We start from the raw sequence: 25,067 nt of genomic DNA, 5'->3' as shown, positions 1-25,067 counted from the left end.
CTCTAAAAAGGCTCATTACCTATTTTTTTATTTATTTTTCTTCAGAAGCAATACCAGATTGAGAAACAGAAGCAGAAAATCCAGTGCAATCCAGATCCCCAGTTTTGTATTCTCATAATTATAGGCATCTACCTGTTTTTTTGCCGATTCAGAGAGTTTCATACTTTGGTTGATGTAATTCTGTACCTCCACAATCTGATCAATATTTTTATTCGGTACGGAATGCTGGGAAAAGTACACAAGGTTTTTCTTTCCGAGATAGCCTACGATCCAGTATTCATCAGACTTATCCATTTTCAGGTATTCTATCCTGTAGTATTCCGGACGTATTTTGCCAATATGCTTAGGCTCAAGGGTTGTATTTTTATCGGTTTTATTTACATTGATCAGATAAAAATCCAATGCCTGAGGAAGCTTATTGATAACCTGCAGTCCCACAGAATTATCCACAAATGCCACAGCACTTTTCTTGATAAACCAGTACGTAAAAACAGAAATTGAAAAAACTACTGTTACAATACGGAACAGCTTCGCCCACTTTGCCATACTTCCTGATTTTACCTTAAACAGGACCAGAGAAAGAACAGAAGCCAGAAATATTATAAAAATAATGAGTGTCATATTTTACAAAGATACTTCTTATCTCTATTTTATCTATATCAGAGGTTATTTTTTTAATTTTAAACTACAGTGCAAAATGTTTTTGAGACTTAGTTTCTTTGATATTTAGAGAGTTTACTGCATAAAAAAACTATCCAGACACATGAAAGTCTTACAACATGGGTATGGATAGCTATGTTTGGGAAATACATCAATATAAAATTGAATATCTGATTATGATGTAAAATAGTGTGTCAATCTTTATAATCAGTTTATTACTAATCTACATTCCATTCTTTATAAAACTGGTCGAGGAAATTCAACATATAATTATGTCTTTCTTCGGCCATTTCTTTTCCTTTTTCAGTATTCATCATCTCTTTCAGAAGTAATAATTTTTCGTAGAAATGATTGATGGTTGTGCCATTTGATTTTTTATATTCTTCTTTTGACATTCCCAGTTTGGGTTTCATATCCGGGTGATACATCAGGTTGTTCTTAAAGCCTCCGAAGTTGAATGTTCTGGCAATTCCAATAGCTCCTATTGCATCAATACGGTCGGCATCCTGCACAATTTTAAGCTCAACAGGTGGATTTATCGGTGCCTGATCTTTGTTTTTAAATGAAATATTTTCAATCACAAATAAAACCTTCAGGATTGTTTCTTCGGGAACATTCTGCTCTTCAAGAAACGCCCTGGATATTTTGGGAGCAATAGTTTCATCACCGTTATGAAATTTAGGATCTGCAATATCATGAAGAAGAGCAGACAGTTCTACCACCTCTTTATCACAATCTTCTGTTTCTGCTATTTGAACAGCCAGTTTCCAGACTCTTTCAATATGGAACCAGTCATGTCCTGCCTCTGCTCCTTCTAATTTTTCTTTTACAAATGCTATTGTGTTTTCAATCGTACTTTTCATTTATCTATCAGTTCATTTAAAATAATATCCCAAAGTTTTCTATTGTAACTTCTAAAAAAATTGACATGTCCGATTTCTTTTTTATCAGATTCTGAAACAGCGATCAGTCTGTACGTTGGTTGAAGATTAGGATAGGTATTATTTAATAAACTCAATACGCCTCTTTCTGTCAGCCAGATATCATCTTCTGCGCGGATTACAAATACTTTTTGTGTCAAATTTTTAGAAAAGTTATCAATTTTCTCCAACAGTTTGTTGGTTGATTTCTTGTTTAAAATTAAGGTTCTCCAGTCATATGCGCAATTTTTTGGAAGACTTTCTCCCAGTCCAAACCAATGTGCAGGAAAATACCCTAATAATGAAGTGGTTAATGGCTGGGCAATTCCAAACCCCAGATAGGCTTCAATTTTTGTCATCCCTTTAAGATTGCCGACAAAAGCATTTTGTGTTCCAACAAAAAAGAATTCCTCAAATATTTCCGAATCTTCATTCATTCCCAGAATCAAAGCACCTACAGAATGGCCTAAGCAATACTTTTTGTGATCTTTAAAGTTTGTTTTGATATATTGGGTTAAAGCTTTATAATCCTTTGAACCCCACAATCTCATTGAACCATGAAATCCCCTCATATCTTTCGGCTTGGAAAGTCCTATTCCTCTGTAATCATAAGTAATCACTGTAAATCCCTGTTCAGAAAAATAACTGGCAAAAGAAAAGTACACCTGTTGTTTTACTCCTGTTGCCGAATTGATCAGCAACAGTTTTCCATTACTTTCTTCCGGTTTAAAGAGATGGACAGCCAGAGAGATATGATCTTCTGTGGTAAGTATTAGTTTTTCCATAGTATAAAAAGAAAAAATCCACTATAAAAGTGGACATTTTACTTATATTTTTATGTTAAGTTTCAAACTTTTGATATGTCGTAAATAGTTTTAAGAAAAGAAATCTGACATTCTTGGCAGCCCTGTCTGAGAACCTTTACCGCCGGAAACTCTTGATGAAACTTCATTTCCAAACTTTACACATTCTTCAATAGAGTTTCCATGACAAAGTGCGATAGCAAATCCTGAAGTAAATGCATCACCCATTCCCATTTTATAAACTTTCTCATCTTTGTCGTTTCTGTAATATTTCATCTCAGTACCATCAAAATAAATAGTCGAGTTGGTATCATCTCTTACAAAAACTTTATTGAAATATTTCTTAAGAACCTCTTCCCTTTTTTCTTCTCCGAAAATGGTATATAATTCGTTGCTCTTAGCTACAATAAAATCAACCTTTTCTAAAATTTCTTCACTGACTCTCATTGCGGGAGAAGCATATAAACCTACTTTTTTTCCATATTTCTTGGCTTTTTTAACGGTATGCTCTACCACCTCCATAGAGACCTCAAGCTGTACCAGTACAAGATCTGCCGTATTAAAATACTTTTCAGCTTCGTCTATATGTGATGTGCTAAGATATTTATTGGCTGCCGGCACTACAACAATAGCTGCATTACCGTGAGAAGTCGTCACATAGGCTGTTCCTGTAGCATCTTTATCTGTTTCATGTACAAAACCTACATTCACATTTTCACTTACCAGATTTCTCATAATCTGTTGCCCAAGGGGATCCATTCCCACACATCCTATAAAATACACACTTGCCCCCAGTCTGGCAGTACCTACCGACTGATTGGCTCCTTTACCCCCAAAATAGCTATCTGACTTAACGGCTAAAACCGTTTCGTTGGGTGAAGGAAGTTTTTCGGTTTCAAGAACCAAATCTATGGATGAGCTGCCCACAACAATAATTCGGGGTTGTTCTGATGAGAAATTCATTGTGTTTTGTATTAGCTTTAAAATTTATAACTGACAAAATCGTGTTCCAAAAGTAACTAATTTTAAGTTAACTTATTTCTATAAATTCAGTAATTATTTTCACTGGTAATTGATTTTGATCATATGCTATATAACTGGCATAAAATCCTTCACCATATCCGGTTTCAAAAGCAAATATAGTTCCGGGATGTTCTTTTGCAGGTTTTAGGAACGCATATTGGTCAATAGCTCCATTTTCATCAAAGAAATACTCATGGAAAAATTCTTCATAGATTCCCATAAAATCTCCGCCTTTGTTTTGATATAATCTCTGTTCAAGCTCGTTGAGGCTATTTTGAGTATCAACATCCATAAAACATCCCATCCCACTTTCTACAGGATATCCAAAAATTTCTTCTTTTGCCAGATCTTTTATATTCTGCCCTGCTGTGGTTGCCAGCTTCCATTCTTTAATTTCAGAATTATTGAATATAATTTCGGCATAAGCCACACAGTTGCTGTCTCTTTCTTTATGCACTATCACAGAAAAATCTCCCTTCGGAAATTCTGTGGTGAAAGGAAGCATATCATTCGTGATTAATGGATCGCAGGCAACCAGCTTTCCACTGGAAAGATAAATCTTTCCTGCTTCAAAACTTTCTAACAATGGATTTTCTACAAAATCCTTCGAGAATAGTTTTTTTATATTTTCTATATGTGTCATTTTATTTATTCTTTATTTTCAGTGTCAGGCTGAGCGGAGTCGAAGCCTTCAGGATTTTTATCTTTAAAATTATCCGCGTGGCCGTCATTCCGGCAAATAGATAGTTCTTTCAGTTTATCCCAATTATCATTTATACTTGCTTCCTTTTTTTTACGACTCCAGCCCTTCACTTGTTTTTCAAATGCTATTGCCTGAAAATATCATTAAACAGATAAAAGAAGACCAGCTCAACCGGTCTTCTTTTATAAGTATAACTTTCAGGAAATTTTCCTGACTGATGCTGAGAAAATCTCAATTCAATATCATTGGTAACTCCTGTATAATAGGAATTATCGGAACATTTTAAAATATATACAAAATATTGTTTCATCTTTCAAAAAGGCTTCGACTCCGCTCAGCCTGACATTCCGACAAATTAACCTATTATTAGGCAATTTTTACAAACTTTTCAGTTTCTCTTCAAGGATCGCAATTTTATCCTGAGCATCTTTCTGCTTCTTACGTTCCACTTCTACAACTTCTGGTTTAGCATTGGCAACAAACTTTTCATTGGAAAGTTTCTTATCTACTGAAATTAAGAATCCTTTTAAATATTTCAATTCTTCTTCAGTTTTTACTTTTTCTTCTCCTAAATCTAAGTTTTCACTTAAAGGAATAGAAACTTCAGTTGCTCCTACCAGGAAGGTAAAGCTTGGCTTATCTGTTTTCTGCCCAAAATGGATCTCAGAAATATTAGCCAATTTTCTTACTACGGCTTCATTCGCAAATTCAGAAGCATTGGTATATACCTCAACAGTTTCTCTTGGCGAAATTCCTTTTGTCTGGCGGTAATTTCTAACTCCAGAAATCAATTCAGCTGTGATTTCAAAGTTTTTAATGACTCCTTCATTAAAGCTATCCGCATCCTTCTGCTGAGCAATAACAAGCGCTTCATCAATACTTCTTTCAGAAATCAACTGCCAGATTTCTTCAGACTGGAATGGCATGAACGGATGAAGCAGCTTCATCAATTCTTCAAAGAAATAGATGGTTTTATTATATACTTCTTTAGAAATTCCCTCTCCATAGTTAGGCTTGATTGCTTCAAGATACCAACCACAAAAATCATCCCAAATTAATTTATAGATCAAATGCAGCGCATCAGAAATTCTGAATTTCTCAAACTGATCATTAATTTCAACGATTGTTTTGTTCAGTTTATTTTCAAACCATTCAATAGCCTGGTGATCTGTAGCAATTGCAGATTTATCTTCGTGATTCCACATATTGACCAAACGGAATGCATTCCAGATTTTCGTCATGAAGTTCCTTCCCTGAAGCATTAGATCTTCATCAAAAAGAAGGTCATTTCCAGCTGCAGAGCTCAATAGAATTCCTACACGTACACCATCAGCACCATATTTTTCCATTAATTCAATAGGATCCGGAGAGTTTCCTAAGGATTTGGACATTTTTCTTCTTTGTTTATCTCTTACAATTCCTGTAAAGTAAACATTCTTGAACGGCACTTCTTTTTTATATTCCAGCCCGGACATGATCATTCTTGCCACCCAGAAGAAAATAATATCAGGGGCAGTTACCAGGTCAGAAGTAGGATAATAATATTTGATATCTTTATTTTCTGGATCTAAAAGTCCTTCAAATACAGACATTGGCCATAACCAGGCAGAGAACCATGTATCTAATGTATCCTGATCCTGTCTTAAATTCTCCAGAGTAAGTTCCGGATTTCCGGATTTCTGTTTTGCTAATTCTAATGCTTCTTCAGCGGTTTCAGCTACTACAAAATCTTCATCTCCTGTTCCGTAGTAAAAAGCAGGAATCTGCTGCCCCCACCATAGCTGACGGGAAATATTCCAGTCACGGATGTTTTCCATCCAGTGTTTGTAGGTATTTTTAAATTTCTCAGGATAGAATTTCACATCATCATCCATTACCACGTCTAAAGCAGGCTTAGCAAGATCAGACATCTTAAGGAACCACTGTACAGAAATTTTAGGCTCAATTACCGCACCTGTTCTTTCCGAAGTTCCTACTTTATTTACATAGTCTTCAGCTTTCAGCAAAAGATCTTTTTCTTCCAGTTCTTTTGCAATCTCCTTTCTTACGTCGAATCTGTTTTTCCCTGCATAATGTAATCCATGCTCATTAAGATTTCCGTCATCATCCAAAGCATCAATCATTTTCAGCTGATGTCTCTGTCCGATTTCGTAGTCATTCACATCATGTGCCGGCGTAATTTTCAGGGCTCCGGTTCCGAATTCAATATCAACATATTCGTCTTCAATGATTGGAACTACTCTGTTTACAATCGGTACAATTACATTTTTACCTTTTAAGTGAGCATATCTTTCATCATTAGGATTGATACACACTGCAGTATCCCCAAAAATAGTTTCAGGACGTGTAGTAGCAACTGAAAGGAACTCTTCTGAGCCTTCAATTTTATATTTAAGGAAATATAGTTTTCCGTTCTGCTCTTTGAATATTACTTCTTCATCAGAAATATTAGTCTTGGCTTCAGGATCCCAGTTGACCATTCTGTATCCTCTGTAGATCTTTCCTTTATTATACAGATCTACGAAACTTATGATGACCTGTTTTGAAAGATTATCTTCCATTGTAAAACGGGTTCTGTCCCAATCACAAGAACATCCCAGTTTTTTCAGCTGCTCAAGGATGGTACCTCCATATTTGTGAGTCCAGTCCCAGGCATGTTTTAGAAATTCTTCACGGGTAAGATCTGACTTATTGATTCCTTCAGACTTCAATTTAGCAACAACTTTAGCTTCGGTAGCAATTGAAGCGTGATCTGTTCCCGGAATCCAACAAGCATTAAACCCGCGCATTCTTGCACGACGGACCAGAACATCTTGAATGGTATTGTTCAGCATATGTCCCATGTGTAATATCCCCGTCACGTTTGGCGGAGGAATGACCACGGTATATGGTGGTTTGTCATTAGGTTCTGAGTGGAAATATTTATTTTCCAACCAGTAATTGTACCATTTCTGTTCTGTTTCCTGTGGATTGTACTTTTCTGAAATCTGCATAAATTCTATTTCTTTGGCTTGCAATTTGCAAAAATAGTCTAAAGAAAAAAATTTTTAAGCATGAATTAAAATAATTTTTAACTTTGTTTCACAAAATTTATCTAACAAACGTATTAACATTCAAGAATATGAAAAAATTAATTGCAGGAATTGCATTATTCGGGACATTTGCAATTGCATCTGCACAAACAATTACATTTGATAAAACAACTTTTGATTACGGTACTATTAAGCCCAATGCTGATGGTACGAGATTCTTTACTGTAACGAATTCAGGTGATAAGCCTTTGATTCTTTCAAACGTAAAGCCTTCTTGTGGATGTACAACTCCTGAGTTCAGCCAAGATCCTATCATGCCGGGTAAATCCGCTAAGATCAAAGTTGGATACAACACTGCTATTCCTGGAGGTTTCAACAAAATGATTGAAGTTTTCTCTAATGACCCTGTAAACAGTAGAAGTGTAATCTACATTAAAGGTAATGTAGACGCTAATGCTCCTGCTCCTGTAGCTGAGGCAAAAGTATTGACTCCTGCTGAGCAGAAAGAAGCTGCTAAAGCTGAGAAAAAAGCTGCTAAACTAGCTAAAAAGGCTGCTGCGAAGTAATCTCTACTCAAAAAAAATAAAGAAACCGTCTCCATAGAGGCGGTTTTTTTATTACATTTATGTTTGTTAAGGCAGCAGATAACAGATAATGGGTGGGAGGAAATCACATTTACTGAAATCTTTGGACTTATTCCTTCTTAAAATGGCTGAGCTAAAGACCACCCCTATTGAATTATAATAACAACATCTTTTAATCTTTTAATCTTTTAATCTTTTAATCTTTTAATCTTTTAATCTTTTAATCTTTTAATCTTTTAATCTTTTAATTATATGGACACCAATTTCTCAGATGACTTTAAGGTAAATGGAAAATTTTCAATAAAAAAAACTTCAACATCTTATAAAGGAAAACTCACCAAAGAAGATGGAGAACAAATGCTGATTCAGGAGAAAGAAAAGCTTCGTGAACTGCAGGAAAGATTATATGCTGACGGAAGCCAGTCTCTCCTGGTTGTATTACAGGCTATGGATGCAGCGGGAAAAGACAGTATGATAGAACATGTTTTCGGAGGGGTGAATCCTCAGGGATGCAATGTGACCAGTTTTAAAACACCAAGTTCTAAAGAGTATTCCCATGATTTTTTATGGAGGCATTATCTCGCATTGCCACAGAAAGGAATGATTGGGATTTTCAACCGGTCCCATTATGAGAGTGTCCTGGTTTGTAAAGTACATCCTGAATATAATTTAAGTGAAAAAACATGGTCTTCAGTAAAAGATTTCGACAATAAATTCTGGGAAAACAGATATGAAAGTATCAGAAATTTTGAAAAGCACCTTTCACAGAACGGAACAACGGTTGTAAAGATCTTTTTACATGTTTCTAAGGATGAGCAGAAAAAAAGGCTTCTGGACAGAATCAATGAACAGGAAAAAAACTGGAAATTCTCTGCAGCAGATCTTCCGGAAAGAGCATTATTCGATCAATATATGGAAGCTTATGAAACAGCCATCAATGAAACATCAAAAGATCATGCTCCTTGGTATGTACTTCCTGCCGACAACAAATGGTTTGCAAGAGTGGCTGCTATCCAGATTATTATTGATACTCTTGAAAAAATGAATCTCAAATATCCTACCCTTTCGGATAAAGACAAAGAAGACCTAGAGCGGGCCAAAACACAATTAATGGGAGAATAATCAGTCATGGCTTATTTCAAAACCGATCTGTGATGAATATAATTAAAGACCTTTGAATGTAATTTTTCAAAGGTTTTTTTCCATGTGAATTGTCCGGTATTTTTTATCTTATTCCCATTTTCAGGTAATAGGAATGGTATAATTTCCTTTGGAATGCGCCAGAAAACTTCGGGTGGATTTTGCCTGAAAATATTGATGTACAGTTTTAATGTTTCCAGATACCAGTCCTGATGCTTATGATAATCATTAATTCCACCTACATTTGGGAAATGATGCAGCTCTCTTTCCAGGATTTTCGGACAGAATTCTTTCCAGTATTCAGTGGTATAGAGCAAATGCATATGCCATACTTTATCTACTACGATTGAAGGGGAGGCTCCGTTTTTTGAGATACAGCATAAATAAACAAACTTTTTATATTCTTCAATGGCAAGCAGACAGAATCTTCTCGTCCACCCTTCAGTCTGAGCTAATTTTCTGGAAAATGGAATGATGACGTGAGCCTGATCAATCTGATACGATGAAATCCTTTCCCACAAAGGATTCTGGTCATAATCTAACTGTGTGCTATCAAGTAAAACGGAAGTAAATTCGGGTTTCATGATGTCAAAATTTTAATGGTAATGCTAGGTATTAATATAAACTCAATCAACCTCCGCATCCACATGATGGAGGGCTATTATAGGTATAAATTTCTTTTTTGTAATGACATTGAAGTAATTTTGCAAAATCATCTCTGTTCATATCCGTATAAACATCTGTATCCCCTAAATTTAATTGAAAATCTTTTTCAGGATACAAATCTACTGTCACCGAAATAACGGCATCAATAATCTGAATTTCAGAAATTTCGTTCCAAATCAATTGCTGCTTTTTCTTATGGTTAAAAATTCCTGTTTTGGTGATGGATAATATTTCAACAGCTTTTTCTTCCGGCGTTCTCTGTTCCCTAATGCATCCGATTAAAATTTTTACTGAACCATAAAATAAGGCTGATATCAATACAAGTACAATAGCCGAGATTAAAAATTTAAAAAAACTATTACTTGTCAGCAAAAGATAGATTATTGCACAAAGAGCAGCCAATAGAGCAAGTGATATGAGCGTAAAGAAAATAATCGCCACATATCCTGGTCTTCTTTGTCTGGATTTATATAAAGTGATTTCTGTTTTCATTTTGTATGTTAATATATTAAAATTAACAGCCACAACCACAGGATGATGGAGTAATATAGGTATAAATTTCTTTTTTATAATGATATTCCAATAGCTTTTCAAAATCTTCCTGCTTCATTTGCTTCTGAAGATCTGTCTTGAAAAGGTTAAGTTTAAAATCTTTTCCAGAATCAAAATCTACAGTTACAGCCAATATAGAATCTATAATCTGTATTTCTGAAATATTTCCCCATTCGGATTTTTTGTTTTCCGGATAATAAGTTATTCCTTCTTTTGAGATGGTTAAAGCAGGATAAATAACCGGACGTTTTCTTTGTTTTCTAATCAGATAAAGGAAATGTTTTACGATCAAATAATTTAAAAACATCAGCCCGATCCATACCGTCTTATTAAGAATCTTTATCAGTATAACATTGGTAACATCACTGAAAAAATAAACCAGACATTGATCTATCACCCAAAACAATCCGTATACAAAGGCAATGTAGAGTAGAATAAGAATATATCCGGGTTTTTCTTCAGGAACTGAATGTAATGTGATTTCTGTTCTCATTTTAATTTGTTTATACAAATGTGTGGTAACAGAACAATATAAAAGTTTCCTATTCGTCTTATTTAGTTTCATATAAGTCTTATATTAGACTTATACAAAACAATACCCTTTTTCACATATAACTATGAAAACAGATTTGATTTTAAGAATAAAATTTGAGGAAGATTATATTGTAAAAAAACGAGAAAATCTATAAGCCGGATTTTGTACTTCCGAAGAAGTGCCTGTTATTTATCTACGTATTACATTGCTGCAACACTTGAGCTGATTACCCCTCGGTTTTCAGGACGAGCCGCCCCTATTTCCATTACTGAAAAGAACCGATATACTTACCATTGCACCGCAAAGAGTTTACCTGGTTTCACTACAGCCGAACTGTACTTGCTTTCTGTTGCACTTGTCCTACCCTCGCGGGTGACGGATGTTATCCGCTTTGCTGCTCTATGGTGTCCGGACTTTCCTACCTCCCGTAAAACGGGAAATCAACAAGCCGATTTTCTCGCGGATGCAAAGATACATAAATTTCGCAAAGAAAGTGGATAAAGCTAAGGCAGCAGAGAAATCTCAACTGTTAATTCTCTTTGTTTCACATTTATATGATTTTACATTATAATTTTCACCAATTACCACTTTATTATTATCTTCGTGCCATTATATATCTATGGATTCCAGAGAAAAAGAATTTGCGAAGCTTATTAAGGATAATCAGGGTCTGATTATCAAGGTATCGCGCCTGTATACCAATTCTCTGGAAGATGAGGAGGATCTTTTCCAGGAAATTGTTTTACAGCTCTGGAGAAGCTATGATTCCTTTAAAGGGAATTCCAAGATTTCCACATGGATGTATCGTGTAGCGCTCAATACGGCCATTACCCTCTTTAGAAAAAAAAGCAAAAGTCTTCCTACGAATGAGCTGGACATCAACCACAGGGATTTTGTGGAAGATGACGATGAAAAACAGCAGCAGGTATCACTTTTGTATACTGTAATCAAGACTCTTCCTAATGTAGAAAGAGCCATTGTCATGATGTATCTTGACGATCTGCCTTACAAGGATATTGCAGAAAACCTCGGTATCACTGAAGTCAATGCACGCGTGAAAATGAACAGATTAAAGAAAACCCTTAAAGAACAGATGGAAAAATATGCCTGAATTTGATCTAGATAGTTTAAAAAAAACATGGCAGGAACAACCTGTTCAGCCTAAATATGACGACAAGGAGATTCTCCAGATGTTGAATAGAAAATCACGTAATTACATAAAGTATATTTTCTGGATCAGCGTTGTAGAATTTTTGTTCTTTTCCGTATTAGGTCTGTTTTATCTTTTCCCGGAAGAAGAATCAGACAGCTTCCGCAAAATGCTGGAAAGATTAGGCGCTCAGGAAGCTCCGGAAGTAGAAAACAACTTCGGCCATGCTTATTTAGCTATAAAAGTTTTAAGTTTATTGATCACAGCATATTTTGTATTGAAGTTCTACCAGAATTACAGAAGAATCAAGATTGAGGAAAATCTGAAGGGTCTTATCACCAGAATTATTAAGTTCAAAACAACAGTGAATGCTTTTATTCTGATCAGCATTGTATTATTGTTGATATTCACGTTTGTATTGACTGCATTCATATTTTACACTTTAAATTCTCAGAATATACAGCCTAGCGGCTCAAATCTTACCATCATTATCGTAGGAATTATTGTCAGTACTTTATTAGGTATATCCATGATCTGGCTTTATTACAGACTGGTATATGGTACAATTATTAAAAAGCTTGACAAAAATTTAAAACAGCTTAAAGAAATAGATTCTCAGGAAAGTTAATATACATAGGCATATTTCGGGATATAATTATTAATTTTAGCCCACCAAATCTTAAACTATGCCCTTATCTTATGTATATGGAACTTCTGAGGTTCCATTATTAGGACAGACCATCGGAGCCAATCTTAAAAGTACTGTCGAAAAATATCCCCATCAGGAAGCATTAGTCTGTGTTCATCAGAATTACAGAGCTACATACCAGGAATTTTACAATCAGACAACTGCCGTTGCAAAAGCTTTACTGCTTTTGGGAGCAAAATCCGGTGACAGAATCGGAATCTGGTCATCCAACCGTTATGAATGGGTTCTTTTGCAGTACGCCACTGCGAGAATAGGAACTATTTTAGTCAATATCAATCCGGCCTACAGGACTCATGAACTCACCTATGTCCTTAATCAGTCTGAAGTTCGTTTCATTTTTTCTTCCTTAAGTTATAAAAGCAGCAACTACAAAGAAATGGTTGAGTATGCCAAAGAAGTATGCCCCACCCTTGAACATGAAATATTCTTTGATGAAAACTGGGAAGCATTTGTCAATAACGGCCAGGATATTTCAGATGAAGTTCTCCACAGTTTTGAAGAACATGTACAGTTTGATGATCCTGTTAATATTCAATATACTTCCGGAACTACAGGTTTCCCGAAAGGCGTCACGCTTTCTCATCATAATATTCTCAACAACGGTTATTTTATCGGAATCAGATTAAAATATACTGAGAAAGACCGGGTCTGTATTCCTGTTCCTTTTTATCATTGTTTCGGTATGGTTATCGGAAATATATGCTGCACAGCCCATGGAGCCTGCATGGTAATTCCAAACGACAGTTTTGATCCGGAAATTACTTTAAAAGCCGTTTCTGACGAAAAATGTACTTCTTTGTATGGTGTTCCTACCATGTTTATTGCTGAACTGGCAGTAAAAGATTTTAATACGTATGATTTTTCAAGTTTAAGAACTGGTGTCATGGCAGGATCAGTATGCCCTCCTGAGATTATGAAAAAGGTAGAAAGTTTGATGAATATTAAAGAAATGAGCATCTGCTACGGAATGACGGAAACTTCGCCTGTATCTACCCAGACTTTAATAGGAACACCGCTGGAGAAGCAGGTAAGTACTGTGGGAACTGTTCAGGATCATCTTGAAATAAAAATTGTGGATGAAAATGGCAGAACCCTGAAACGTGGAGAACATGGCGAGCTTTGTACAAGAGGCTATTCTGTCATGCTGAAATACTGGAATGACCCTGAAAACACTAAGAAAGTACTGGACGATGCCCGCTGGATGCATACCGGAGATATGGCAGTAATGGATAAAGACGGATATATTACCATTTCAGGAAGAATAAAAGACCTCATCATCCGTGGCGGAGAAAATATCTCACCGAAAGAAATTGAAGACTTTTTATATACCTATACCAACATTCTGGATGTTCAGATCATTGGAGTTCCGAGTGAAAGATTCGGGGAGGAAGTAATGGCGTGGGTGAAAGTAAGAAAAGGATTTACCATCACAGAAGAAGAGCTTCAGGAATACTGCAAAGGAAGAATTGCCCATTATAAAGTACCGAAATACTGGAAGTTTGTAGATGAGTTCCCCATGACTATTTCCGGAAAAATAAGAAAAGTAGAAATGCGGGAGATTTCTATGAAAGAGTTAGAATTAGGCAGTTTTAAAGATTGAGCATGTCTCAATTTGCATTGATAATTTTAGACACAAAAGTTTTAAATATTTAAGTTTTTTTAGAGCCAAACTTTATGTACAATAGTACATTAGTTTTATAAAATGTTTGATTTTTCGTCTTATATGAGCTTTTCACCAGAAGCATTTTAGACTTACCAATTCATATAAAAAAACCTGTTTAAAATGCTTAAACAGGTTTTTTTATATAAATTTGCTTTGAATAATTGCTTATCCTTTTGGAGCATTTTATTTTTAAATGGAAATGTACTTTATTCAGGTTCTGCAATTCCAAGGAAAATGACTACTCCGTCGCCACCGGGATTATCAAAAACATCTACAAGGGCTGACGGTTTCCAGTTGTTCATACACCACAGATTTCCGGCGCCGTCAATATTTGTTGAAGTCAGTCTCATGATTGGCTGATAACAATGCATTTGTAACTCTTCGTGTTTTGATTCGTTCAATTTTGGTTTTCGCTGAGTACCATATAAAGGATATCCATTAGCTAAAGTGACCTCAGAACCGCCTGTAGGAAGAGTAAGCAGCATTGCCGTTTCCGGTTTTGACGGATTACGAAGCATCGTTACTCCAAAAGGCCCCTGCATATCCAGCGTAGGGTTATTCTTAAAATCCGTTTCATGACCAAAATTAGCCAGAAAAACAGTGTGGTTTTTATCTATTTTAACTCCCCAGGGAGCATAAGTATTGACATCATAATATCCCAAAACGGTTGAAAGGTCTTTGCTAAGAACTGTGGCACGGCTGCTGCTTACTCCTACCACAACAACATCGCCATTACCATTTATTGCAATCTGACGAAGTGATTCATAACCTTCCTGCTTATTGGCACTTTCAGAGTAATTACTGAACCAGCTATTTGTAACCACCAGTTGATTTCCTTCAATTGCAACTTTATAAACTGCTGAAAAAGCACAATTTTCAGGAACATCTTTATCATAATTTCCGATACAGGAAACATAAGCACATCCTTTATGATCAGGAATAACATCAAATATTTTTAAATAAGGGGTTTTGGTTGGTAACGGAGGTAAGTTTTGTGATCTTTTTACGGGAAATTCATTACAAATAAGAGTTAATTCCTTTGTGGGACCCTTTCCAAAGTCACCATCTTCCGGTTTTAGATAAACAACTACTGCACTCGGTTCGTTTTCAAAAGGATAAACTCCCGGTTTGGCAGGTGCGAAAGGTTCCTGGCAGCCCACCGAAGCCATCCATAGATTTCCATGATTATCATATTCCATTCCCTGAACCCTGGAAAGTCCTAATGTAAAACCATTGGAAGGACTTACCGGTTTTCCATCTTTATAATAAAAACGGGAGATACTTCCTTCTTGTGGATTGTTATATTCCGAACCCCAGCCGAAGTTACCGAAGGAAATATATTTTTTATCCGGACTCACTGCAGCTCCAAAAGCTACTCCAAGTAGTCCGCCACCCTGAACCGGAGAAAAATCAGCAGGTGTAGCATCGTATTTATAAACAGGACAATGCGTTCCGGAATCCGGAGAACCGGCCCTGAAATTATTGGCGATCCATGCATTATCATCTGCATCAAAAACAACAAATGCAGCACCACTTGGAATAAAGTTCTTAGCTCCCGAAGAATTACTTTTTAAGGTAAGTGTCCAGTTATTAGGAATTTTTTGATCATCAGTCATATTTTTCATTGAGACTAATGAATCCGGGTAAATTTCTTTCAAACCAATAAGCATTTTATAAATATTATCGGCATTATTACAAGGATCATGTAATAAATTTCGTACAGCCTGAAGAAAATTTTTGTTTGATTCAGAAGGTTCATGCCACGCATAATCCAAAAACTGTCTGTAAAAAGGTTTTCCTGTACTGAGGATTGGGTTTGTTAAAGAATAATAGTACAAATTACATAAAGAGTTGAACATCGGATAACTGTTCGTTTCAAAGCCATTCGGTGATGTGCTGATCATAGCCCCGATGACTCCTTCTGTTTGGTAAAGATTCTTCTTCATCCCATAAGCAATTTTCATATTTCGTTCGGTACCTGTAATATGAACTGTTCCGTTATCATCTACTTTTGCCATACGTGCAAATGTATAGATTGAAGCGATAGAGGATTCAGGATTTACAATGACAGGAGCAGTGACATCAGGAAGATAGAAAGTTGCCAATAAACTTAAGGGCTCGCCTTCAATTTTATATTTTGTATCTTCAATGATATATTCATGCACCCAAACGGTTACAGTGTAATATTCTGATTCTGCATTTTTAATTTCAACACTGAAAGTATTGTTTTCAAATGAGGTTTTGTTATTAACAGCGCCAATAAAATTTTCAACAATTCCAAAAACTTGGAAACTTCCTGAAGTGATGATCATATTTTTCACTTCAACACTAAATTGAACGGTTTTTGTTGACATAAGCAAATGGTTAATTGGTTCAGTTAAAGATTAATCAACCAAATGTCGGGATAAAGGATTGAATTTTATTCAGTAGAAATACGGTACTGAAATTGTTGATAAAAACTTGTTATCTTAAAAAAGAAGGAATGAAAACTTTAAACAAGTACAAATTCAATAATAAAAAAAGCATTCCAAATTGAAATGCTTTTTTATATTTTTAAAGTTCTTTTCTTAATCTTGCGACAGGAATATTGAGCTGTTCACGATATTTCGCAATCGTTCTTCTGGCAATATTATAACCCTGTTCCTTTAGAATTACCACTAATGCATCATCGGTAAGCGGCTTTCTTTTGTTTTCTTTACTGATTACTTCCTGAAGGTGGGTTTTTATTTCTTTAGTAGAAACTTCCTCTCCATCATCATTCGTTAAGCTGTCTGAGAACAGGTCTTTAAGATATACAATCCCGTTAGGGGTATCTGCATACTTACTTTTTACCACCCTTGAAATCGTGGAAATATCAAATCCTGTAATATCTGCGACATCCTTCAGAATCATTGGTTTCAGAGACTTTTCGTCTCCGGTAATGAAATAATCCTTCTGGAATTTCACAATCGCTGTAATCGTCTGTAATAAGGTATTCTGACGTTGATTAATAGCATCAATATACCATTTTGCAGCATCCAGTTTCTGTTTGATAAATAATGCAGCCTGCTTATGCTCTGACGAATTTTTATCATGGGAATAAGTAGTCAGAATATCTTTATATTCTTCAGAAACTCTTAAAGTAGGTGCATTTTTGCTGTTAAGCATAGGAATCACTAATCCGTCTTTTACCTGAATCACAAAATCCGGAATAATTTCCTGATTAATTGTAATTGTTTGTGTATCGAAGTTCCCACCTACTTTCGGGGATAATTTTGAGATTTCGTCCAGTGCATCTTTCAGATCTTCTTCTTCAATATCATATTTCTGAATGATCTTATTGTAATGCTTATTCGTCAGGGCTTCAAACTGATGTCTCAAAATATTGGCAGCTAAAGAAACTGCTTTATCTGAGCTTACTTTCTTTTCAATTTGCAGCAATAAACATTCCTGCAGGCCTCTTGCTCCTACTCCAGATGGATCCAGTTTCTGAACATAGTTCTCCAGAATATCCTCAACTTTTTCTTTAGTTGTATAAATTCCTTGTGAGAAAGCCAGATCATCAACAATAGACTTGATTTCTCTTCTAAGATATCCGTCTGTATCTAAGTTCCCGATAAGGTATTCTGCAATCTTAAGATCTTCATCACTGATATTAATCAGGTGAATCTGTTCTGTAAGATAGTCATATAAGGACTGTCCCTCCGTGAGAAGGCTTTCGTTGTCAAATTCTTCATCATCCGGAGAATAGTTGCTGGATGCAGTTTTATAGCTCGGTTCATCGTCATAGATATATTCATTGACGTCGAAATCTGTTTCAATGCTTTCTGTACCCTCATCCTTATAAGCATCTTCCAGGGAAGAGTATTCATCTTCCTTAGAATCTTCTTTCGCAATTTCCAAAGCCGGGTTTTCTTCTAACTCTCTCTCCAACTCCTCTTCAAATTCAAGAGTATGAAGTTGAATAAGCTTCATCAACTGGATTTGCTGAGGGGCCAGCTTTTGTCCTAATTTGAGTTGTAAGTGTTGTTTAAGCATATTCTTATTTGCGTTTTAACATAACATATTCTACGAATTTAATAAATTTATTTGATAAAAAACGTATTTAGCATGATTTTTGCATGATACATCCCATCTTAATAAACTATTGAAAAATAAAAAAAGCCTTAACTTGTGATTAAGGCTTTTTTTTATTGTTCTAGAATTCAGCACTTTTCGGCGTTCTTGGGAAAGGAATCACATCTCTGATATTCGTCATTCCTGTTACGAAAAGAACTAATCTCTCAAGTCCTAAACCAAAGCCTGCATGCGGCACAGAACCGAATTTTCTGGTATCAAGATACCACCAAAGCTCATGTTCATCTACATGCATATCTGCCATTTTCTGTTTTAAAACATCTAGTCTTGCTTCTCTTTCTGATCCACCGATGATTTCACCGATACCAGGGAAAAGAACATCCATAGCTGCAACGGTTTTATTGTCATCGTTCAGTTTCATATAGAAAGCTTTGATCTCTTTCGGATAATCAAATAATACGACCGGGCTTTCAAAATGTTTTTCAACAAGATATCTTTCATGCTCAGACTGAAGATCTGTTCCCCAACTTTCAACCGGGTAAGCAAATTTTCCTTTTTTATTTTCTTTCGAGTTCAATAGGATTTCGATTGCTTCTGTATAGCTTACACGCTTGAAACGCTTAGCCACTACATTCTGAAGTTTTTCGATAAGACCTTCTTTTGCTCTTTCTTTTTCCGGTTTTGTTTTCTGTTCTTCTGCAAAACGGTTATCTAAGAATTCAAGATCATCTTTACAGTTATCCAATACATACTGGATTACATATTTTAAGAAATCTTCCGCAAGGTCGATATTGTCTTCAAGGTTGTTGAAAGCAACTTCCGGCTCAATCATCCAGAATTCTGCAAGGTGTCTTGTGGTGTTAGAATTTTCAGCACGGAAAGTAGGTCCGAATGTATAGATTCTTCCTAATCCCATGGCTGCAGTTTCTCCTTCAAGCTGTCCTGAAACGGTAAGGTTTGTTTTTTTACCGAAGAAATCCTGTGTAAAATCAATATCTCCTTCCTCAGTTCTCGGCATATTGTTCAGGTCAAAATTGGTTACTCCAAACATTTCACCTGCTCCTTCTGCATCTGCTCCTGTAATAACCGGTGTGTTGATATAGAAGAACTGGTTCTGGTTGAAGAACGAGTGAACCGCAAAGCTTACTGCATGGCGCACTCTGAACACTGCACCGAAAAGGTTTGTTCTGAATCTTAAGTGCGCCTGCTCACGAAGTTTTTCAAGACTGTGTTTCTTAGGCTGAAGAATTGTACTCTGAAGTTCTTCTGTAAAATTATCTCCTAAAACAATAATCTTTTTAGCGATAATTTCCACAGACTGTCCTGCTCCCTGGCTTTCCACTACTTCACCCACTACTTTCAGGGAAGAAGCAGTACTGATATTCTTGATGATTGCTTCATCAAAATTTTCGAAATCAACAACTATCTGCAAATTATTAATCGTAGAACCATCATTAAGTGCAATAAAGCGATTTGCACGGAATGATCTTACCCATCCGTAAACTGTAATGTCATGATGTAATACTTTCTTGTAATCCTTTAGGACTTCTTTGATCGTTTGCTTTTTCATTTGTTGATGATAAATTTTTTATATAAAAATTAATGTCCGCAAAGTTACAAAAAAACAGCGCAACTTGATGATTGCGCCGTCTTTAAAAATCATTTAACGAGTATTTAAACTTTGAGTTCAGGGAATTCACCCGTTTTCTGCTGCAGACTCTTCTTCATTTTCAGGTTACATTTCCACTCAATATTGTCCTGAACTTCAATAAAATCCGTATTGACACGGAATGAACACACTTACACTATCACTTTTAAAAAGAATAAAATTTTATTTTACTCTGAGTTTTCATGGAATTAGTTTTATTGAAATGGTTATTAGTTTTTAAGTGATAACTCCGTGGTAAATTACCCGGTCATACATCCATTTTTAGAATATACTATACTTTTAAACTGTGTGGCGGATTCACCACTGGATTTTGTTTTTAACTGTTTATGATTTTTAATGATCACTACACTTTTATATTTCTAAACTTTTGAACAATTATCTCATTATTTACATTTTATTTTCAGGTTATTATTTTTGGTTCTTATCCACTTCATTATTAATTTTTATGATACAATTCCTGATTTAATTTTTTAATTAATCAATAGTCTGGAATGATATCTTGTATTGTGCACATACAAAATAAATGGTTGTGTTTTTACCTGAAGCAAAGATGCAGGAAGTGGAATAATGAAACAAGTATATGATCTATAGATTCATAAATTTATATACATAAAATCATGAATTTATAAACACAAAGTAAATGAATACCAATAAATTAAACCTAATTTGAAGACATATTTTCAATCTCTTTCAAATAGATGGAAAGAGGGGTTCCGGTTCGTTTTTTGAAGGCTAAAGTGAAAGCCTGCTCATTATTATACCCTAATTCTTCTGCGATAAATGGAATTTTATAGGACCTGAATTTTCTGTCATTGGCCAATCTGCTGATGGCATAATCAATACGGAGATCGTTGAGGTATGTTGCAAAATTTTTCCCTTTGTAAGTATTGATAATTTCCGACAGATATTTAGAGTTTGTTTTTATCTTTTTGGCGAGACTTCCCAATGTAATTCCTTTATTTAAAAACTGGTCTTTGTTTTCAAAGATTTCAAGTTCTCTTAAAATGGTTTGGGCAATATCTTCTGAGATTGTTCTGGTAGTTCTGTCTTCTGAATTTACTGTATTTTCTATCGGAAGAGGCTCAGACAGGGTTTCTTTTTTGAATTCAGAATCTTTATTCTTTCCTACTCTGTTTTCATTAACAGACTGGATCAGATCCTGGGCAATCTTTTTATAATTTTTTTCTGATTTTTTGTATTTGAAATAAAAGTTGATAAATAATAAATGTGATATCAGCAAAAGACTTAAAACAATATAAAAGAGACTTTTTCTTTTTGTAAGCTCATTGGTAATATTTTCTTTCTCCTGCTGTAGTTCCGGAGTATCATATCTTCTCGGAAGCTCTCTGGAAATATATCTGAATTGAGTATCCAGAACCTGATCAACTTTTAAAAAGCGATCCACATAATACAGTTGTTTTTCTTTATCACCGTTTTCTTTATAATAATCAATCAGGTAAGTATATACATCTCTCAGCTCCGGATAGATATAATTTGTTTTAAGAACCATAGAATCAATCTTCCGGAAAAAGTCTACAGCTTTTTCCTTTTCCTGAAGCCCGGCATAGGATTTCCCTAAATATAAAAGAGTATAATGCTGGTTTCTTTTACTACCACTATTATTGGTGAAAAAATATTTTTCACACTCCAATAAACCATCAATAGCTTTCTGATAATTTTTTGAATGCAGATGATAATATCCCAGCAGTCCAAGATTCTGATAATAGCGGTAAACATCATTATTTTTTTTGGAATCCTGTAAGCCACTCTGTATCAATACATACGCAGAATCCATTTTATTAATTTCTATGTAAGCATCAGCCAGATTCAGTTTGAGAGAGTTTTTCTCAACCTCATTCATATAATCAGCATCATAGGCATAATGTCTTAATACTTTAGCTGTTTCCGCGTGTTTTCCAATATAATTATTCAGATAGGCAATACTGATGTGTGCCATGGCAATCTGCCTCTTATTTCCTTTCTCTTTTGCATACTTCAGCCCTAAGATATAATTATTCAATGCAGACTGAAGATTATCATTTCTAAAATAAAGATTTCCTCTTAAAAGATAAGTTCTGGCCGGATAGGTATTTTCTTTAGAATTTTGGGTGATATGCTGTAAGCTGTCAAGATATTTTAAAGCATTGGGTAAGTCTTCGTCAAAATGAAGCATAACATATCCCTCAGCAATATGACTGATATTTTTTTCAGATTTTCCCTTTTTAAGATATGAGTCTGCAATACTTTTACTGTTTCCTTCTCCCGCACGGCTGCCATAGAATTCTTTTTCCAATTCTTCATAAGTACGGTGTTCGGGGATATTTTTTTCTATATCATGGGTTTGTGAATGACAGAACACATTCCCGATAATCAAAAACAGTAGTAAAAGTTTTATTTTCATCATTCATCCTAGCTATATTACAAAAATATTATTTTTCTTCAGTAGATACACCAATCCTTTTATTTTTTTCCGTGAATGGGGAATAATTTTATTAAAACCAATGCTGATAAACTCACAAAAGAGAATATAGTATGAAGACCGCACTCTCTTCAGAAATTATTTCCATTCTACTCTACCTTCCAGATAATACACTCTCCCATTGTTTTCATACAAAAGATCGTAGCCCTGAGATGTAAGATAAAAATGACAGACTTTCATCTCTCCGTTTCTGTCTTTAAACTGAATAATAGCAGGACACATTTTCGCATGGTCCATTTTCTTTACGATCAGATCAAAATTTTTCTGGACATTCTTTTTACCGTACAAAGACAGCATCCGGTCATCAATAAAACGGACATATTTTAAAGAGGAAAGAGGATAAGTAATCAACGTGAAGGGTTGTCCCGCAAGTTTGGCTGCATTTTCGTTAAAAAAATTCGTGATCGAAAGACTGTCCTGTGTAATTTTTTTCACTACACTTGATTCATATCTTTTCCCGTCATTAAATTCCATACTGTATATAGCTTCCATTTTAATCGCAAATCCCTTCCCTGATTTTCTTAAATCTGTAAGGTCTGTAAATTCTTTTCCTTTTTTGATCACTAATAAAACATTCCCTTCTCCAAAATCGCAGTCATAATATTTTTTATAATCAAAAGAATCTTCACTATTGGTCTTTAATGTATCGGCTGCAACATTTTGTGAAAAAATAAGCGCTGGCAACATCAATAAAAATAAGATCAGTTTATAATTTTTCATGGTTTAATATTTATCATTTACTTAATTTTCTGAGATATTGATAGTGTGAAACTACAGCATCCACAATACTTTTCTCATGATATGGAAAATTGTTTCTGGCCGCTGCTTTTCTGATGGCTGGAGTAATAATGGTATAAACCGTGTGTGGCAAGCCCGGAAAAAGATGATGTGCTGCATGCGAGTTAAATCCTCCAAAAATCCAGTTGGCCAATCTGCTGGTTGGATGATAATCAAGAGATACAGCCAGCTGATGTTCATAGTAATCATAGGGAAGATAACCTTCATCATCAGCTTTCGGAAAATCTGTTTCAAGACTCAGATGGGAAATAATCAAAGTCAGCACAAAGAATAACGAAATTGTAATATGCATAATGATGAACGAGAAGAGAATAGTCATCACCGGAATGGAGGAAAAAAAAACGGGTAAAACCAACATATAAGTGAAGTAAGCGAATTTTAAAAAAATAACTTCCACTACAGACATATATGTATGGGTCTGATTTCTAAGGTTAGCCAGCTCTTTTTTCCTGATATAAATAAAGTCTTTGATCACAATCCAATGCAAAGTGTAAAAGCAATACAGTACAGTAGCATATAAATGCTGGTAAGCATGGATCCTCCTTTTTGGATGATGCGCAGACAGCCGTAAAAAAATATTATCATCAATATCCGCATCACAGCCATCCACATTAGGAAACACATGATGGGATGCAATATGCCTTTTTCTCCACAGTCTTGCATTCACTCCCTGCAGGTTAAAGGTGATATAATAAATAATCTGATTCATTTTTTTATACCTGGAAAATGTATTGTGTACACAGTCATGAGCACAATTAAAGGCCAATAATATCCCTGTAAGACCTAAGACAATATAATTCAAGGCGACCAGCCAATTCTTACCTTCCATATAAGGATTGAAAAGATTAGCATATAACAGCAGAAAGCTCAAAGCGTAAAACAAAAATTTCGTAATCATCAATCTGCCAGCTTTTTTTGTCACTTCATCTGTCAGTAATACTTTCACCTCTTCACGCAATTCTGAATAGAAAGGAGAGGTTGCTTTTTTAAATCTGATTTTTGGTTTCATAATCATTGTGTTTATCATTAAAAGACAAGATTAATTCCCATACCACACCGGAATCCTTTAATAGGAAAAGGTTTATAGGTATTATATTCGAAGTTGTACCCAAATTCGGCACAAAAGAAGTGATAGAAATTGATCCCTGCTTTGGGCGAAACTTCATAACTAGCCATTTTTTCTCTTTGATTTCTTCAAACTGAGCTTTCAGAAAGCCACAAAGAAATAGTGCAGTGATTACAACAAACTTTTTCATAGCGTCTTATTTGTTTTCTGTTTCTTGAAATTCCAGTTGATGAGGGGAAGTTTTCTCTTTCCGTTTTCATTCCATCCACCGATCTGTATTCCTCTGAAATCCTCACATTTATTGTATAAACCAATCTGTATTCCCCTGCATTTCTGACCAACATTAGCCAATGGCGCTACAGAAATTCCTTTCATTTCATGATGAAGATTAAAAAATGGAGAAACAGACATCCCGTTAGTCACCGCATGTGTATTAATATTACTAGAAACATTAATCTCCAGACCATTGGTGACGGTAGGTTCCATATTGATCAGAGACAATTGAAGTCCATTGATTTTATTCATCTTTTCACGGGGAACTACTACATAATCATCATCAAGACTCCAGCTTCCTGGTGACTGTAAAGTGAAAAGCATCAGCGGAGGAAGAAAAATACCTACAACATTGAACCCAAGGCCTAATCCATTTACTTTTTTAGGCTTAAAATGATCTTCCTGATCATAATATTTAAATAAAATTCCGTTGACGTTTCTTACATTCTTTGAAGGAGAAGCTGCTATCAATCTCGGTTTCAAAGAATCTGCTTTTAAACTGTCTGATGCATAAGCCAGACTATTGAATAAAAGAACTGCTGTAAATAAAATCCGTGTTTTCATAACTCATTATTTTAAAATTACA

At 35.2% G+C, this 25,067-nt stretch carries 22 protein-coding genes, 1 other RNA gene and 1 pseudogene; 5 read left to right on the top strand and 19 right to left on the bottom strand.

All coding sequences use genetic code 11. From position 1 onward, the window contains the following. Positions 1–27: 27 nt before the first annotated feature. The 7 genes and pseudogenes from ACPF63_RS02340 to ACPF63_RS02310 form a co-directional block, all read right to left on the bottom strand. Positions 28–621, bottom strand: a complete 594-nt coding sequence (locus ACPF63_RS02340; RefSeq protein WP_426481846.1) for a hypothetical protein — start codon at positions 619–621, stop codon at positions 28–30. A 257-nt stretch (positions 622–878) separates the two neighbouring features. Then, entirely contained in the window at positions 879–1,523 is a 645-nt protein-coding gene (locus ACPF63_RS02335; RefSeq protein WP_426481845.1) for an HD domain-containing protein, read from the bottom strand. Then, on the bottom strand, positions 1,520–2,365 hold the full coding sequence (locus tag ACPF63_RS02330; RefSeq protein WP_426481844.1) for an alpha/beta fold hydrolase: 846 nt from the start codon (positions 2,363–2,365) through the stop codon (positions 1,520–1,522). Before ACPF63_RS02330 ends, ACPF63_RS02335 begins: the two co-directional genes overlap by 4 nt. 90 nt (positions 2,366–2,455) lie before the next feature. Then, complete coding sequence (locus ACPF63_RS02325; RefSeq protein WP_077419207.1) at positions 2,456–3,346, bottom strand: ribokinase; 891 nt, start codon at positions 3,344–3,346, stop codon at positions 2,456–2,458. 67 nt (positions 3,347–3,413) lie between these two features. After that, positions 3,414–4,049 carry a DUF4241 domain-containing protein gene (locus ACPF63_RS02320; protein WP_426481843.1) on the bottom strand — a complete coding sequence of 212 codons (636 nt, stop codon included), beginning with the start codon at positions 4,047–4,049 and terminating at the stop codon, positions 3,414–3,416. A gap of 5 nt (positions 4,050–4,054) precedes the next feature. Further along, a pseudogene (locus tag ACPF63_RS02315) lies at positions 4,055–4,419 on the bottom strand (GIY-YIG nuclease family protein). A gap of 67 nt (positions 4,420–4,486) precedes the next feature. Further along, the gene (locus ACPF63_RS02310) at positions 4,487–7,102 is read right to left on the bottom strand and encodes a valine--tRNA ligase (protein ID WP_426481842.1); all 2,616 of its coding nucleotides are present in this window, start codon (positions 7,100–7,102) and stop codon (positions 4,487–4,489) included. Between the two features lie 128 nt (positions 7,103–7,230). Here ACPF63_RS02310 and ACPF63_RS02305 point away from each other — a divergent pair, with 128 nt between their 5' ends. Next, complete coding sequence (locus ACPF63_RS02305) at positions 7,231–7,707, top strand: DUF1573 domain-containing protein (RefSeq protein ID WP_047386795.1); 477 nt, start codon at positions 7,231–7,233, stop codon at positions 7,705–7,707. A gap of 270 nt (positions 7,708–7,977) precedes the next feature. Continuing rightward, positions 7,978–8,847 carry a polyphosphate kinase 2 family protein gene (locus tag ACPF63_RS02300; RefSeq protein ID WP_077419202.1) on the top strand — a complete coding sequence of 290 codons (870 nt, stop codon included), beginning with the start codon at positions 7,978–7,980 and terminating at the stop codon, positions 8,845–8,847. 11 nt (positions 8,848–8,858) lie between these two features. Here ACPF63_RS02300 and ACPF63_RS02295 read toward each other — a convergent pair whose 3' ends face one another. From ACPF63_RS02295 to rnpB, 4 genes are all read right to left on the bottom strand, one after another. After that, entirely contained in the window at positions 8,859–9,449 is a 591-nt protein-coding gene (locus tag ACPF63_RS02295) for a glycine-rich domain-containing protein (RefSeq protein ID WP_077419201.1), read from the bottom strand. Positions 9,450–9,495: 46 nt separating this feature from the next. Next, positions 9,496–10,023, bottom strand: coding sequence for a hypothetical protein (locus ACPF63_RS02290; protein WP_426481841.1), 528 nt, complete (start codon positions 10,021–10,023; stop codon positions 9,496–9,498). A 22-nt stretch (positions 10,024–10,045) separates the two neighbouring features. Next, on the bottom strand, positions 10,046–10,576 hold the full coding sequence (locus ACPF63_RS02285) for a hypothetical protein (RefSeq protein WP_180564458.1): 531 nt from the start codon (positions 10,574–10,576) through the stop codon (positions 10,046–10,048). Between the two features lie 177 nt (positions 10,577–10,753). Then, positions 10,754–11,078, bottom strand: an RNA gene (gene rnpB / locus ACPF63_RS02280) — RNase P RNA component class A. A 159-nt stretch (positions 11,079–11,237) separates the two neighbouring features. On the opposite strand from rnpB, the gene ACPF63_RS02275 reads away from it, so the two are divergent. Genes ACPF63_RS02275 through ACPF63_RS02265 form a run of 3 tightly spaced genes read left to right on the top strand, consistent with a single transcriptional unit; the run spans position 11,238 to position 14,077 of the window. Beyond that, entirely contained in the window at positions 11,238–11,729 is a 492-nt protein-coding gene (locus ACPF63_RS02275) for an RNA polymerase sigma factor (protein WP_426481840.1), read from the top strand. Further along, a complete protein-coding gene (locus ACPF63_RS02270; protein ID WP_047420793.1) occupies positions 11,722–12,396 on the top strand; it encodes a hypothetical protein in 675 nt (224 codons plus the stop codon). Before ACPF63_RS02275 ends, ACPF63_RS02270 begins: the two co-directional genes overlap by 8 nt. 58 nt (positions 12,397–12,454) lie before the next feature. Beyond that, positions 12,455–14,077: an AMP-binding protein gene (locus ACPF63_RS02265; RefSeq protein WP_426481839.1), complete on the top strand. Its 1,623-nt coding sequence runs from the start codon at positions 12,455–12,457 to the stop codon at positions 14,075–14,077. 269 nt (positions 14,078–14,346) lie between these two features. Here ACPF63_RS02265 and ACPF63_RS02260 read toward each other — a convergent pair whose 3' ends face one another. From ACPF63_RS02260 to ACPF63_RS02225, 8 genes are all read right to left on the bottom strand, one after another. Further along, positions 14,347–16,494 (bottom strand): hypothetical protein, encoded by a 2,148-nt coding sequence (locus ACPF63_RS02260; protein WP_426481838.1) that lies wholly within the window; start codon positions 16,492–16,494, stop codon positions 14,347–14,349. Between the two features lie 199 nt (positions 16,495–16,693). Continuing rightward, complete coding sequence (gene rpoN / locus ACPF63_RS02255; RefSeq protein WP_426481837.1) at positions 16,694–18,157, bottom strand: RNA polymerase factor sigma-54; 1,464 nt, start codon at positions 18,155–18,157, stop codon at positions 16,694–16,696. A 160-nt stretch (positions 18,158–18,317) separates the two neighbouring features. Next, positions 18,318–19,766 carry an asparagine--tRNA ligase gene (gene asnS / locus ACPF63_RS02250; protein ID WP_426481836.1) on the bottom strand — a complete coding sequence of 483 codons (1,449 nt, stop codon included), beginning with the start codon at positions 19,764–19,766 and terminating at the stop codon, positions 18,318–18,320. Between the two features lie 760 nt (positions 19,767–20,526). Continuing rightward, on the bottom strand, positions 20,527–22,269 hold the full coding sequence (locus tag ACPF63_RS02245) for a helix-turn-helix domain-containing protein (protein WP_426481835.1): 1,743 nt from the start codon (positions 22,267–22,269) through the stop codon (positions 20,527–20,529). 153 nt (positions 22,270–22,422) lie between these two features. Then, a complete protein-coding gene (locus ACPF63_RS02240; protein WP_426481834.1) occupies positions 22,423–23,064 on the bottom strand; it encodes a hypothetical protein in 642 nt (213 codons plus the stop codon). Positions 23,065–23,077: 13 nt separating this feature from the next. After that, positions 23,078–24,151 carry a fatty acid desaturase family protein gene (locus ACPF63_RS02235; protein WP_426481833.1) on the bottom strand — a complete coding sequence of 358 codons (1,074 nt, stop codon included), beginning with the start codon at positions 24,149–24,151 and terminating at the stop codon, positions 23,078–23,080. Beyond that, positions 24,129–24,398 carry a hypothetical protein gene (locus ACPF63_RS02230; protein ID WP_426481832.1) on the bottom strand — a complete coding sequence of 90 codons (270 nt, stop codon included), beginning with the start codon at positions 24,396–24,398 and terminating at the stop codon, positions 24,129–24,131. The genes ACPF63_RS02235 and ACPF63_RS02230 overlap by 23 nt, the downstream gene beginning before the upstream one ends. Next, positions 24,395–25,045, bottom strand: a complete 651-nt coding sequence (locus tag ACPF63_RS02225; RefSeq protein WP_077419192.1) for an LA_2272 family surface repeat-containing protein — start codon at positions 25,043–25,045, stop codon at positions 24,395–24,397. The genes ACPF63_RS02230 and ACPF63_RS02225 overlap by 4 nt, the downstream gene beginning before the upstream one ends. Positions 25,046–25,067: the final 22 nt, after the last annotated feature.

Origin of the sequence: Chryseobacterium sp. R2ACT005 (assembly GCF_049949215.1) — a bacterium.
In the GTDB taxonomy this organism is placed as follows: domain Bacteria; phylum Bacteroidota; class Bacteroidia; order Flavobacteriales; family Weeksellaceae; genus Chryseobacterium.
The sequence above is the reverse complement of the archived record's forward strand: the minus strand, read 5'-3'. Positions and strand labels throughout refer to the sequence as shown.